The 14,787-nt window shown below is 44.5% G+C and carries 10 protein-coding genes; 5 read left to right on the top strand and 5 right to left on the bottom strand.

The genetic code is table 11. The features are described 5' to 3' along the window. Positions 1–54 precede the first annotated feature (54 nt). From KZA12_RS09725 to cobA, 3 genes are all read left to right on the top strand, one after another. Positions 55–1,674: an NAD(P)/FAD-dependent oxidoreductase gene (locus tag KZA12_RS09725; protein ID WP_256932918.1), complete on the top strand. Its 1,620-nt coding sequence runs from the start codon at positions 55–57 to the stop codon at positions 1,672–1,674. Further along, entirely contained in the window at positions 1,671–5,060 is a 3,390-nt protein-coding gene (locus KZA12_RS09720) for a molybdopterin-dependent oxidoreductase (protein ID WP_218690115.1), read from the top strand. Before KZA12_RS09725 ends, KZA12_RS09720 begins: the two co-directional genes overlap by 4 nt. A gap of 239 nt (positions 5,061–5,299) precedes the next feature. Beyond that, positions 5,300–6,130, top strand: a complete 831-nt coding sequence (cobA, locus tag KZA12_RS09715; protein ID WP_218690114.1) for a uroporphyrinogen-III C-methyltransferase — start codon at positions 5,300–5,302, stop codon at positions 6,128–6,130. Here the strand turns inward: cobA and greA are convergent. The 5 genes from greA to KZA12_RS09690 all read right to left on the bottom strand — a co-directional run bounded on the left by greA (position 6,117) and on the right by KZA12_RS09690 (position 13,041). Further along, a complete protein-coding gene (greA, locus tag KZA12_RS09710) occupies positions 6,117–6,593 on the bottom strand; it encodes a transcription elongation factor GreA (protein WP_201622594.1) in 477 nt (158 codons plus the stop codon). The genes cobA and greA overlap by 14 nt on opposite strands. 242 nt (positions 6,594–6,835) lie before the next feature. After that, positions 6,836–10,114 carry a carbamoyl-phosphate synthase large subunit gene (gene carB, locus KZA12_RS09705; protein ID WP_218690113.1) on the bottom strand — a complete coding sequence of 1,093 codons (3,279 nt, stop codon included), beginning with the start codon at positions 10,112–10,114 and terminating at the stop codon, positions 6,836–6,838. Positions 10,115–10,180: 66 nt separating this feature from the next. After that, positions 10,181–10,936 (bottom strand): hypothetical protein, encoded by a 756-nt coding sequence (locus KZA12_RS09700; protein WP_218690112.1) that lies wholly within the window; start codon positions 10,934–10,936, stop codon positions 10,181–10,183. Position 10,937: 1 nt separating this feature from the next. Further along, entirely contained in the window at positions 10,938–12,179 is a 1,242-nt protein-coding gene (gene carA, locus KZA12_RS09695) for a glutamine-hydrolyzing carbamoyl-phosphate synthase small subunit (protein ID WP_218690111.1), read from the bottom strand. Between the two features lie 313 nt (positions 12,180–12,492). Further along, complete coding sequence (locus KZA12_RS09690; RefSeq protein ID WP_218690110.1) at positions 12,493–13,041, bottom strand: phosphatase PAP2 family protein; 549 nt, start codon at positions 13,039–13,041, stop codon at positions 12,493–12,495. Between the two features lie 378 nt (positions 13,042–13,419). Between KZA12_RS09690 and KZA12_RS09685 the strand changes: the two genes are divergently transcribed. Then, on the top strand, positions 13,420–13,956 hold the full coding sequence (locus KZA12_RS09685) for a gamma carbonic anhydrase family protein (protein ID WP_218690109.1): 537 nt from the start codon (positions 13,420–13,422) through the stop codon (positions 13,954–13,956). 81 nt (positions 13,957–14,037) lie between these two features. Further along, positions 14,038–14,775 carry an HAD family phosphatase gene (locus tag KZA12_RS09680; protein WP_218690108.1) on the top strand — a complete coding sequence of 246 codons (738 nt, stop codon included), beginning with the start codon at positions 14,038–14,040 and terminating at the stop codon, positions 14,773–14,775. Positions 14,776–14,787 lie beyond the last annotated feature (12 nt).

Genomic DNA, 14,787 nt, shown 5'->3' with positions numbered 1-14,787 from the left:
TTGACTAGTCATTTTAGTTAATGCTGCATTTTGCGGCTTAGGGACTCCAATCTTATGTCGCTCTGTATAAAACCATCAATTACTAATATAAAATCCTGCGCCAAAAAACCTAACGCCATGCGTAGCAATCGCTCCAATGCTGGCGTTGTGATTATTGGTGCTGGCATGGCCGGTAGCCGGTTTGCTATTGAGTTGGCCCGAGCGCAGCAGCAAAGCGAGCCTCTAACAAGCGCCGGTTTAGAGAGTATAGAGGCTCCTTTGCCCATTACTCTGATCAGTAAAGAGCCGCAAGTAGGTTATAACCGTATTATGTTATCGCCTGTATTGGCAGGAGATACCGCCTTTAGCGACACCTATCTGTACTCTGTGTCTGACTATGAGCAGTTAGGCATCACCGTGTTAGCGGGCGTTACAGTGGACAGCATTAATACTGAACAGCAATTTATAAAGCTGCAACAGGGTCAAACGCTCCCTTATGCCAAGTTAGTGATTGCTACTGGCTCAACCGCTCGAGTTATCCCTTTTGACAATCATAAAGCACTTGGCGTGCATGTGTTTCGAGACTTAGCAGATGTCACAGCCTTAACTCGATATGCCCATCAGAATAAGACTGGTATTGTCATCGGCGGCGGGGTATTAGGACTAGAGGCTGCCTGTGCGTTGACCACGCAGGGCGCACATATGACCGTCGTTCATGTGGACAATTATGTCCTAAATCGTCAACTTGATGAGCCAGCAGCCAAGCTATTACAGGCCGAACTGAGCCGCCGTAGTATAGGGCTAGAGCTGGCTGCTAGCACGGAGAGTATCGTCATAAACAATAACAATAGCAATGACGATAATAATGATAACAAGGTATGTGGGTTGGCACTAAAAGATGGGCGCACCTTACCAGCTGATTTTATAGTAATGGCAGTAGGCGTGATACCCAATACCACGCTGGCTAAAGATAATGGCCTCGTTGTCAATCGGGGCATTATCGTAGATCGCTATATGCATACTAGCTGCCAAGATGTTTATGCCATTGGCGAATGTGTTGAGCTCGACGGTGAGCTATTCGGTATGGTGACGCCTATTAATCAGCAAGTAGATACTTTGGTATCGGTATTAAAAAGTCCAAAAATATCGAATGCCAGTCCTTTGTCAGCCGCCAAAGTGCTGTCGGATCATAAGTTATGGGTACCAGATAGCTGGCAACCCTTTGTAAGTAAGCCATTATCCTTAAAATTAAAAGTATCGGGAATAGCTGCTTTTTCAGCGGGCCAAATCGAGTTCGATGAAGCAGAACAGCAGGCTATTGAAACCATAACTTATTACCAAAGGAGCGTAAATCATTACCACTGCCTTTATTGTAAAGAGCAAAAGCTAGTTGGTGCAGTGCTGTACGGTGATGTTGATGAAGGGCCTTTTTATAGCCAGTTAATTAGTGAAGGTAGCGATATATCCCTCATAAAACAATATTTGATCTTTGGCGCCGCTTACTGCCACCTCGATCCCGTTGATACCGACATGATTGTCAGTAATGAGCTGGATTTAGATACAGGCTCTAGCAATAATACTTGCAATGACAGTCAGGCTATCAACCGTAATAGCCATCAAGAAGATGCGTTACAAGACCAAGCAGTACAAAAAAATGCGTTAAAAGCAACGGGCTCACTAGGAGAAGTATCATGAATGAGGTAATTATTGATAAGCCTTCACCTACTAGTAGAGCGCTAGCGCCTAGTAAAACCCCACCAGTTGATGCAGGGTCTAGTGCAGTCAAAGGATTGCAGCGCATTACTCTGCATAACCAAGACTCTAAGCAGACTAAAACTATACGCACCACTTGTCCTTACTGCGGGGTAGGCTGCGGGGTATTGGCGCATGTTGATGAGCTAGGAGTAGTGAGTGTGACGGGCGATCCTACACATCCTGCAAACTTCGGTAAGCTGTGCTCAAAAGGCAATGCGCTGGCACAAACCTTAGGGCATCAGCGCCGACTAACTCACCCTTATTACCAAAATAAACAAGCATCGATGCAGCATCAGCCTGTAGCACTTCAGGCAAGTGAAAGGGATGATGTCGACCTGTCTATTATTAAGCCTACTAACTGGAATGTGGTCTTAGAGGATATTGCTAATCGCTTTAAGGCTATTATCTCAAAGCATGGGCGAGACAGCATCATGTTTTATGTCTCAGGACAGCTATTGACGGAGGATTATTATGTCGCCAATAAGTTTATAAAAGGTTTTATTGGTAATAACAATATAGACTCCAACTCTCGATTGTGTATGTCGTCAGCGGTCGCCGGACACAAACGTGCCTTTGGTGCTGACTTAGTACCTGGTAATTATGAGGATCTGGAGGCCTGTAACTTGTTAGTGCTGGTCGGCTCAAATATGGCTTGGTGCCATCCTATCCTATTCGGGCGCTTCTTAGCCGCCAAAAAAGCCAACCCTAATAAAAAGCTGGTAGTGATTGATCCGCGTCGCACAGACTCTTGTGAGTTTGCCGATTTGCATTTGCCGATTGCTGCTGGTAGTGATACGCACTTGTACAATGGGTTGCTGCATTATCTTGAGCAACAAGGTTGCGGTGATGAGGCCTACGTTGAGCAAAGCGGCGGTGTTGATAAAGCTTTATATAGCGCCAAGCACTGGAGTATTAATAGAGTCTCTGACGCCTGCCAAGTAACCGCAGAGTCTATTCTTCAGTTCTATCAGCTAGTCGCTGCTAATCATAAAACAGTCACAGCATTTAGTATGGGTGTTAATCAGTCTAAAGATGGTACTGACAAGGTTAATGCTATTATTAATAGCCACTTATTCACCGGACGTGTAGGAAAAGTGGGCGCCAGTCCCTTCTCACTCACCGGTCAGCCGAATGCGATGGGCGGACGTGAAGTCGGGGCACTGGCGAACTTACTGGCCGCGCATCTAGACTTAGAGAATGCTGATCATCGTCAACTAGTAGCAGACTTTTGGAAAGCGCCACAACCAATCAACCCCAAAGCTGGGATCAAAGCCTGTGACGCTGCTGATGCCATTATGGATGGGCGTATTAAAGCTATTTGGATTATGGCGACCAATCCGGTAGTCAGCTTACCTGAGGCCGATAAGTTCCGTCAGGCCTTGGCTGAGTGCGATTTGGTTATTGTCTCCGACTGCTCCAAAGATAGCGATACTCTAAAATGCGCTGACATTGTGTTACCCGCTCAAGGGTGGGGCGAAAAATCCGGTACGGTGACCAATTCAGAACGGCGCATATCTCGCCAACGCTCCCTAGTCAGCGCAGCAGGCATGGCAAAACCGGATTGGTGGATATTGTCACAAGTGGCCAAACGCATGGGTTTAGCAGGGTTTGATTATCAGCATGAAAGTGAGATATTTAATGAGCACGTAGCACTGACCGCTTATAACAATAAACCTAGCCAGCACCGCTCGAATAACCCTCAGCCGCGTTACCTTAATCTGGCCAAAGAGCTATTAGCCGTAGGCATAGCAGCAGAGGATAGCCATCATTATCAGGGTGAAATATCCTCATCAAGTGCGCTAAGTATCGACAGCTATGAGGCTATGACTCCTTTTCAATGGAGAGGTCCACGTATAGCGATGAATGAGTCGCCCGCTACCAAAAACCTTCAATCTAGTCACCTAAGCATTAGTGACACTTATAACCCTAAAACCACCCTAATTGCTATTACTTGTTCTAATACACCAAGCTTACCCCATTTGCATCAAGGCAAACGTCAAGTTACTAGCAAGCCTACAATTAAACCCTACCCACATAGTAGTGACGCGCACCAAGCAAGCCTTGCTGATTTACCTAGTATTGATTTGCGCCTTATTACTGGGCGATTACGTGATCAGTGGCATACTATGACACGAACAGGATTAGTGGCTCAGCTCAATCAGCATCAAGCCGTGCCAACACTCACTTTACACCCTAACGATGCTGAGCTATTAAACCTTAAAAATGCGGATTTTGTACGACTTTGTGCAAGGTACCAAGATAGCAGGGCGGCTAACAAAACGAGCGCTCAGTCACAGCATAATAGTAAGGTGCTTGCACAAGTTGCTATTAGCGATAGTATGCGTATTGGTGATGCCTTTATGCCAATGCACTGGAGTGACGCTTTTGCAAGCTATGCTCGCGTTGGCACGCTCATTCCTACGGTGGTTGATCCGCACTCCGGCCAACCTGAACTAAAAAATTCAGCGATCAGTATTCGTCCAGTACCTATGCAGACGTTTGGCAAGATTTTGGTGCATCCTGAGTGGCAAGATACCATTATGGAGCAGCTAAGGGCTATGTTAGCGGCTTTTGAGGCTCAACGCGTCAATACGATTCCAAAGGTAAGGGCGTGGCCTAACTGTAAGCCTCTCAATGAGTCCTTATCATTACCAGCCTTGACATGGAGCCTTAACCATCAAGCCAACAGCGTGCTGATTAACTTAGCTAGTCCCGTTGCCAGTATGGCGCAGCAGCTAGTTGATTCGGAGTTTTGGCAGCAGTTTATAAAAAATCTACAGACGCTTTTACCAGTAGAGGCACTAGTGACTGAGCCAATAGAAGCTGAGCTTACTGTATCTAAAGAAGCCGCTCCATTAACTGACGACGTTAAGATGACAACTTCGTTCAGTAGTGCCTTTATAGTGAGTCCGCAGCAAAGGCAACTAAACTTTGTTTTGACCCAAAGTCAGGATAATAAAACAGCAGACTCAGAGATGCTAGAGGCAGTTGAGCCCAGTGAACGGCTAATAATGGCCATATATTTTGCTCCCTCATTAGCGCAGCTACCAGTATGCCATTGGCTTGACAGCTGTTTTTTAAGTACTAGTGATATTCCAGCTGACCTGCGTTATAAATGGCTATTGGCTGGTCGACCGGCTAGCGGTTATGTTGATCCAGGGCCGATGATATGTTCTTGCATGTCGGTTGGCAAAAATAGAATCATTGAGGCGATCACTAAGCAGGCTTGTAGCACTGCAGTAGCAATCGGCAAACAGTGTGCAGCAGGGACCAATTGTGGATCTTGCGTGAGTCAGATCAATAGGCTAATAGCAGAGTATGGATAACTGACGCTACCAAAAGTAGGGAGTTTCATACTTATAGCATGGCATAGCAATTGCATTTTATTAGAGACGACTCACTCTGCTTATTACTATACTAAGGTCTCTTTGGCTACTGGCAAGGATTTTACTGAGCTTTATGAATGGCATTATTAGGAGCTATTAACATGACTGATTTATCGGCCTCTACCCCCACTATACCATCTGAGTATTCGGCTAGTGTTACTGCTGAACGGGCGTAGATTATGACACTAAGCTTTAGTAAATCTAGTCTATCATCGAGTAAAAATGCTTCACCGAGCGCTAGACAGGTAGGTACGGTACATTTAGTCGGAGCAGGATCTGGTGACCCTGAGCTATTAACCCTAAAAGCACTGCGAGTGATGCAAAGCGCGGACGTGGTGCTTTATGACAGCTTAGTATCTGAAGACATTTTGGATATGTGCGCGATGAGTGCAGAAAAGATATTTGTCGGCAAACGCTGTGGTACTCATGCCATACCGCAAGCCGGTATCAACGAGTTACTAGTCAAGCATGCGCTAGCTAATAAAAAAGTAGTCAGACTCAAAGGCGGTGATCCTTTTATCTTTGGGCGGGGTGGTGAAGAGTTACAAGAAGTGGTGCGTCATGGCATCCATTTTGAGTCTATTCCAGGCATTACGGCAGCAAGTGCCGCCGCTAGCCGAGTAGGGATTCCCTTAACCCATCGCGACTATGCGCAGTCGGTCAAATTCGTTACCGCATGCAAAAAAACAGGCGGCGCCAACGAGGACTATGAAGAGTTATTAGATAGCACCCAAACGGTTGTTTTTTATATGGGATTACAGCGCTTGGCTCAGCTAACCCAAGGTCTTATAAAGGCCGGACGAGATAGTGAGACACCTTTTGCTATTATTAGTCATGCCAGCTTGCCCACTCAGCAGATACTTATTGGTAAGCTTAGTAGTATTGCTGAGCAACAAGCATTGGCCAAACTACCTACACCGGCGTTACTTATTATGGGTGATGTAGTCACTTTGCATCATGAGTTAGCAGCTTATAACCTTGGCAGCCTTAAGTCATTTAGTTATAAATAACTTTCATTAACTCATATTCAACGACACCTTTTGGGGTTTCGATACGCACTTCATCGCCTTCAAATTTGCCAATCAAACCGCGAGCGATAGGCGAGTTAACAGAGATTTTGCCTGCTTTAAAGTCAGCTTCATCATCACCAACGATTTTGTACTGCTTTTCTTCTTCGGTGTCCATATTTTCTATGACTACAGTCACCCCAAATACCACACGGCCGTCATTCTTTAAAGTAGCAGGATCGATAACTTGAGCGCCACCAAGCTTGGCTTCGATGTCACGGATACGGGCTTCGCAAAATCCTTGCTGCTCACGGGCAGCGTGGTATTCAGCGTTTTCTTTTAAATCGCCGTGTTCGCGAGCTTCAGCGATAGAGGCGGTGATGCGTGGACGATCGACACTTTTTAGCTGTTTTAGTTCGACTTCTAAAGCTTCGTGTCCTTGCGGAGTCATGGGATAACGTTGCATATTTTTTTCCTTAAACCAATAACAGCACACCATCTCTTATGGAGACGATGTGGGCATTATTATAAGTATTATAAAATGTTGGTATGCCTAAGGTTTGAGTGGCTAGATAGCACCCACTTAGACAGTACACAATATGAGTGGATAATAAAAAGCATAGTAGCAGTGAGGCCACTATGCTTCTATAATTAATTATCAATTACTAGCTATTACTAAGCTAGGTAGTTAAGTCTAATTTACTGAATTTATTCAGCTACGTCAATAGGCTTTGCTTGCTGATGTAAATCTTGCAGCTTATAAACCTCGAATGGTAAGTCGATAGCGTAAGATTTGCAGACCGCATCGGCAGCCCCTAATGTGGTCACATAGAACACTTTGCCTTGCAGGGCACTACGACGAATAGAGAAAGAATCCTCTTGCGCTTGCTTGCCTTCGGTAGTGTTAATAATGATATCAATGTTGCCATTTTTTAAAGCATCAACGATATGTGGGCGCCCTTGAGTAACTTTATTGATTTGCTTGCACTCAATACCGTTGGCCACTAATATTTTTTGAGTACCAGTAGTCGTGACAATATTGAAGCCAAAGTCAATTAACTGACGAGCGATAGGTACTACTTGTTGCTTATCACTATCACGTACTGAGATAAATACAGTTTTGCTCTCGCCTTCAATAGGTAGGCCCGGCAAGCGCTCATTACTACCGATAACTGCTTTGTAAAAAGCTTCGCCAAAGGTTTTACCTACGCCCATCACTTCGCCAGTAGACTTCATCTCAGGGCTCAAAATAGGGTCAACACCTGGGAATTTAGCAAAAGGGAATACCGCTTCTTTTACTGCAAAAAATGCAGGAACAATTTCTCTAGTAAAGCCCTGATCTTTTAGGGAAGTGCCCGCCATACAACGAGCTGCGACTTTCGCTAGTGAAGTACCGATACACTTAGAAACGAAAGGAACTGTACGTGCCGCGCGCGGATTGACTTCTAAGATATAAACCGTCTCGCCTTTTACCGCGAACTGAACGTTCATCAAGCCAACCACACCAAGCTCTTTGGCCATGGCTACCGTTTGCTCACGCATCACATCACATAACTCTTCTGATAATGAGTAAGGCGGTAGCGAACACGCTGAGTCTCCAGAGTGCACGCCCGCTTGTTCGATATGCTGCATGATACCGCCAATCACCACATCAGTGCCGTCACAAATACAGTCGACATCGACTTCGATTGCATCGTCTAAGAAGCGATCCAGTAGTACTGGCGCCTCGTTAGAGGCTTGCACGGCAGTACGTAGATAGTGTCTGAGCTCGTCTTCGTTATAAACGATCTCCATCGCACGGCCGCCCAATACATAGGATGGGCGTACTACTAAGGGATAACCGACATCTTTGGCTTTGACTAAACCATCTTCTAAGCTAGTCGCTAAAGCATTAGTTGGCTGTACAAGATTCAATTGCTGAATCATGTGTTGGAAGCGCTCACGATCTTCAGCGCGGTCAATCGCATCAGGGCTAGTGCCGATGATTTTGACCCCAGCGGCCTCTAAAGCACGGGCCAATTTCAACGGGGTTTGACCACCGAACTGGACGATGACGCCATCAGGCTTTTCGATACGGACGATTTCTAACACGTCCTCTAAAGTAATTGGCTCGAAGTACAGACGATCTGAGATGTCATAATCGGTTGAAACCGTTTCAGGGTTACAGTTAACCATGATGGTCTCATAACCGTCTTCACGCATGGCAAGGGCGGCGTGCACACAGCAATAGTCAAACTCGATACCTTGGCCGATACGGTTAGGACCACTACCGATAACCATGATTTTTTTCTTGTCTGTTGGTTTGGCTTCACATTCGCTATCATAAGTAGAGTACATGTAAGCGGTGCTAGTCTCAAACTCTGCAGCACAAGTATCTACCCGCTTGTAGACGGGGTGCACGCCTAAGTCCCAACGTTTTTTACGCAGTTGCTTTTGGGAGATACCTAGTAGTTTGGCTAAGCGTAAGTCTGATAAGCCTTTACGTTTAAAGCGACGTAGGTTTTGCTCAGTCAAGCCGCCAAAGCCTAGCGCTTTCACAGTCGCCTCAGTGTTAACGATATCTTCGATTTGCACTAAGAACCAAGGGTCAATTTTGGTAAAGCTAAATACTTCATCGACGCTCATGCCAATACGGAAGGCATCGGCCACGTAGTAGATGCGTTCAGGCGTTGGAATAGTAAGACGATTGGTAATCTCACTACGAGCTTTATCAGCGCTAAGTTGACCATCTTTGATAGCCGCAAAGTCGATTTGTTCATCGAAACCATCTGAGCCAGTTTCCATGCCACGTAGGGCTTTTTGCATCGACTCTTGGAAGTTGCGGCCGATAGCCATCACTTCACCAACTGACTTCATTTGTGTCGATAACACGTTGTCCGCTTGTGGGAATTTTTCAAAGTTAAATCTAGGTATCTTAGTGACGACATAATCGAGGGCGGGCTCGAAGCTCGCTGGAGTTTTGCCACCAGTAATATCGTTTTGCAATTCATCTAGGGTATAGCCGACTGCTAGTTTTGCGGCGATTTTGGCGATCGGAAAGCCAGTAGCTTTTGAAGCCAATGCTGATGAGCGCGATACGCGTGGGTTCATCTCGATGACGACCATGCGGCCAGTATCAGGATTAATGCCGAACTGTACGTTAGAGCCACCGGTTTCTACCCCGATCTCACGCAGTACTGCCAAAGAGGCGTTACGCATGATTTGGTATTCTTTATCGGTCAAGGTTTGTGCTGGGGCAACAGTGATAGAGTCGCCCGTATGCACGCCCATCGGATCGAAGTTTTCAATGGCACAGATGATGATACAGTTGTCTTTTTTGTCACGAACCACTTCCATCTCGTATTCTTTCCAACCGATCAACGACTCATCAATCAGCAACTGATGGTTCGGTGATAAGTCAAAGCCACGCTCACAAATCTCGATAAATTCATCACGGTTATAAGCGATACCGCCACCTGAGCCGCCCATAGTGAATGAGGGACGGATGATGCACGGATAGCCCATTTTTTCCTGGGTAGCAAAGGCCTCTTCCATAGTTTCAGCAGTCTCAGCACGAGGGCATTCAAGGCCAATACGCTTCATAGCTTTATCAAACAAGTTGCGGTCTTCTGCCATCTCGATTGAGTCTTTGGTCGCGCCAATCAACTCGCAATTATATTTAGTCAATACGCCGTGCTTATCTAACTCTAAGGCACAGTTCAAAGCCGTTTGACCACCCATCGTTGGTAGGATGGCATCAGGGCGCTCTTTAGCGATAATTTGCTCAACGGTCTGCCAAGTAATCGGCTCAATATAAGTGGCATCAGCCATCGCAGGATCAGTCATGATAGTCGCTGGATTAGAGTTGACTAAGATGACTCGATAGCCTTCTTCTTTTAGGGCTTTACACGCTTGTGCGCCTGAATAATCGAACTCACACGCTTGGCCGATAACGATAGGGCCTGCGCCAATGATAAGAATACTTTTTATGTCGGTACGTTTTGGCATAATGTTTTTAAGTCCTATTTTGGCGAGTTAGAATTTGTTGAATTTTTAATACTGAGTCTTTTTGGCTTACTCTAAATCAATACCGTTGCAAAGTATCATCACCTGAGTTAGATGACGGTTACCTACATTTAGATTTGGGAAAGAATGGTTCGAGCTTCCCATACCTAGTAATGTAGATAAGCTTTGATTTGATTTAAATAAACTAAAAATTAACCTTAAGTATGAGTCTTCTGAAAATCTTTCGAGAAATTTTCCTTCTGTATTTTCTTGATCTTTTAACATACCATTCATGAGATCATGAATTTCTTTTGAAAGACCAGAATCCATAAGTAAGGTTAGATCATCTCGAACCTTTTGAGGACTGTGTTTATTGACATACTCATCCACCATCATGGAGTTATTTTTAGCGAACACTTTATAATTATGGTTATTTACAAGGCATTCGTAAGATTTGTCGGATAAACCAAGCTCATTTTGAACTTTAGCTTTATCATTAAAATCATCCCAAAAAACATCAGGAAAAAAATCACTTCCATATATATAAAGCATGACTGCTGTTAGCTCATTTTTCTGAGCTCTTGGGTCTAAACCTGATCTACTAACATTTTCACTAGTTGGATATTCTCTGATTCGCTGAATCATATCTTCATAGGACAGGTCAGTAACCGCTTCATTAGTGATAGCTTTTTTACTTGCGGTAGAATTTAAAGGTTGGTTAGTCGCACAACCAAAAACTGTTGAAGCTAATATACTAATTGCTAGCAGCCGACTAACAGTTGTCAAAAAACTTAATTTAGAGAATTTATTTTCAATATTTTTCATTCTAAGCCTTAGCTTGTTCCATCATCGCCGCAAACTTATCAAACAATGGCGCAGCATCATGCGGCCCAGGACTGGCTTCGGGATGACCTTGGAAGCTAAACACAGGCTTATTGGTCAGCTCAATCCCTTGGTTGGTGCCGTCAAATAGTGAGCGATGGGTAGCTTTAACGTTATCAGGTAGGGTGTCTTCATCAACCGCAAAGCCATGATTTTGACTGGTAATCATAACTGTGCCTGTGGCTAGATCCTGTACTGGATGATTAGCACCATGATGACCGGTTTTCATTTTGATAGTATTGGCACCACTAGCTAGACCGATCAGCTGATGACCTAAGCAAATACCAAAGGTTGGAATGTTAGTTTCTTCGATGATATGACGGACGGCATCGATAGCATAGTCACAAGCTGCAGGGTCGCCAGGACCGTTTGATAAGAAGATACCCTGTGGATTCATCGCAAGCACATCTGCAATCGGAGTCTGCGCTGGAACCACAGTCACATGACAGCCACGGTCAACGAGCATACGCAAGATGTTGGTCTTAGTACCGAAGTCATAAGCGACGACGTTATATTTAGACTCGATATGAGTGCCGAGCTGTTTAAAGAAGCCACCAGTACCGCTATCATGGTTACCCACTAAATCACGGTTGAGTAGGGTGTCTGATAATTCCCAAGTACCGGCTGTCCACTCAAAGCTATCAGAAGTACAGCACTCTTTGGCTAAGTCCATGCCTTCAATACCAGCAAACTCTTTTGCCAGATTAATCGCTTGTTGCTCATCGTCTTGACTGATCGTTTCGCCATTAGAGGCCGTCATGATGCAGCCATTCTGTGCGCCTTTATCCCGTAATAGGCGAGTAAGCTGGCGAGTATCAATCTCAGCAATAGCAACAGTATCGTTACGCTTGAGATAGTCAGTCAAGGATTCAGAATTGCGGAAGTTAGAGGTAACCATAGTGGCATCACGAATGATGAGGCCTTCTGCCCATATTTGATGCTTATGATCTACATTGCCTGATTCAGCATCTTCAGAGTTAGTACCTGTATTACCGATGTGCGGGTAAGTCAGAGTCACTAGCTGACGGGCATAACTAGGGTCAGTTAGGATTTCTTGATACCCTGTCATGGCCGTATTGAATACCACTTCACCGACACGATGACCCGCGCTACCGATACTCAGACCGCGAAAAATCGTACCGTCTGCTAGTGCCAAAATTGCTTGTATTTCTGTCGATGAATTCAAGGATTGCCTCCGCTGTTATAAGTGAGTGCCCCTATGTTCTGCTAGGATAAATATTGGTTTAAAGTTGCGATTTATAGGACTATAACTGCAGTCAATGAACTATAAAAAACAGCCTGAGACAAAATTTAGCCGCAAAAAAGCGAGAAGACATTATCAACGAAAACTACAAGACCCACTAATTAGTGAATAAGTAATAAATCGTATCATGTCCGCTCGCTTAGGCACAGATTTTGCGCATTATACTAGAATTTTTCCCTCAGGGCTAGCGCCATAAACAGGAAAAAGCCATAAAAGAACAATAGTTAGGCGCGCACTAAAACTGATAGTTTACGGTTAATCCATAATAATCAGGGGCAAGGTTAGTGGCGATGTGTAAGTTGTCATTATAACTTTTGGTTAGAAACATACTGCTGGCAATGCCCAGCGCCGCACCTGCCAACACGTCAGTGGTATCATGCTCGTCTGCTTCTAAGCGAGTATAAGCGACAAAGCCTGCGCCTACATAAGCGGGTATGCTGTATTGGAGTCCATAACGTTTATGGATAAAGCTGGCGCCTTGAAAGGCTACTGATACATGTCCAGAGGGAAACGAGTTATTATCGCTACCGTTAGGCCGCTCTTTATCGATAGTAGCTTTGAGCACTTGCGTGGCCGCAAAGTTAGTAGCAAATGAACCATAGAACTGCTTACGACCAGCTTTATCATCCATATAATAGGTGCTACCGTAAGCAATAGCGGGGATAGCAACAGCGACGATATCACCAGCTCTTGTAAGATCTGAGTCATTGGCGGTACAAATTGGACTAGTCAAGATCAAGCCTGATGATAATAAGATCGATGCGGCGTAATTTTTATGGCTCATAGCCTTATTCCTAAAGATGTTTTGCTATGGATATTGAAATGCTATCATCAGTTTTTATTTGATGATAAGCCTCAGTTATTGGGTTGCTTACTTAAGCATTCTTTTATTGCTTATTTAGTCATTTTTTTCATTGCTCAAAGTTAGCTAGACCAGCGCTAAAGTTCGCTTCAAATCCAGCTTAATGACCATAAAAACTGCCTTTAATAGCAGCTAATTTGGATGACTGGGCAATTGTACTATAAAGCCGGACTGGTTTTTTTATTATCTAATGCTTATAAAAACTATTATAAAAATCTTTATCAACGCTGGTTTATCGCTAGGCACTTATTGCTAGCTATTCGCTATTGATCAGTTACTATTCACTATTAAGGATCGATTATGATTTATCAATATTTAGACAAAGCCCCTAAATTTGCTAGCCCATTTAATGGTTGGGTAGCCGACTCAGCACGAGTGATTGGTGATGTCTATTTGGGTCATCAAGCTAGTGTTTGGTTCGGCGCTGTAATTCGTGGAGATAATGAGCGCATTCATATCGGCGACTATAGTAATGTACAAGAGAATAGCGTCATCCATACTGATGCAGGCATTGAGGTCACTATTGGTAATTATGTTACTATTGGCCATTTGGCGATGTTACATGGCTGCGAAATCGGTGATAATAGCTTGATTGGCATTGGTGCGGTAGTGCTTAACAATGCCAAAATCGGCAAAAACTGTATCATCGGGGCGAAGGCATTAATCACCGAAGGCAAACAGATCCCAGACAACTCATTAGTGGTGGGCGCGCCCGCCAAAGTAGTCAAAACACTCACTGATGAACAAGTCGCTATGCTGCAAGCCTCTGCTATGCATTATGCCGCGCGTTGCCAAAAGTTTAAAAATGGTCTAAAAGAAATAGCTATGCCTGAATAGCTATGCCTGAATAGATAGGCGCCAGCTTTACAGTTACTACCATTCTAAGTATGCTTACCTATTATTGACGAGTATCACCCTATGAGTAACCCAGCTATTGATTCTTCACTTAACCATTCTTCTGTTAATGACATCCCCGCATCAAAGCGCACTTTAGCTTTATTTGACTTAGACCATACTCTACTTGATGTCGATAGCGACTATTTATGGGGTGAATATATTGTCAATAACGGTCTGGTTGATGAGGCAGAATATCGAACTGCTAATCAAGCATTCTATGAGCAATACATCGAAGGCACGCTAGATGCGACTGAATATAATGAGTTTGTAGCGCAGTTTTTGACTAGCTTGCCGCTGCCGCGCTTGCATGAGCTACGTGAACACTATATCCAGACTGAGATCGAACCGCATATACGTCCAAAGGCCCTAAAGGTATTGGCTGAACATATCGAATTAGGCCATGATGTCGTGATTATCTCAGCGACTAACGATTTTGTAGTATCGGCTATCGCTGAGCGCTTTGGCGTTGAGCGGGCGAATGTATTAGCGACGCCACTTGAAATCATTGATAAGCGTTATACCGGTAAATTAACTGACAAACCCAATTTCAAAGAAGGTAAAATCTATCATCTGAATAAATGGCTGGACAAGCAGCAAGCTGCTGGCGTTAGCTTTGATAAAACTTACGCTTATTCGGATTCCAAAAATGATTTACCGTTATTGCAATGGGCGGATGTGGCCGTTTGCGTCTCACCCGACGATGCTTTACATGCGCACGCTTTAGCGCACCGCTGGGCAGTAGAAGATTGGAGTATTTAGTTTTATTCAGGT

The sequence above is a fragment of the Psychrobacter sp. BF1 genome, from assembly GCF_019279065.1.
Taxonomy (GTDB): domain Bacteria; phylum Pseudomonadota; class Gammaproteobacteria; order Pseudomonadales; family Moraxellaceae; genus Psychrobacter; species Psychrobacter urativorans.
Note: the sequence above shows the minus strand (reverse complement) of the source record. Positions and strands in the feature narration are given on the sequence as shown.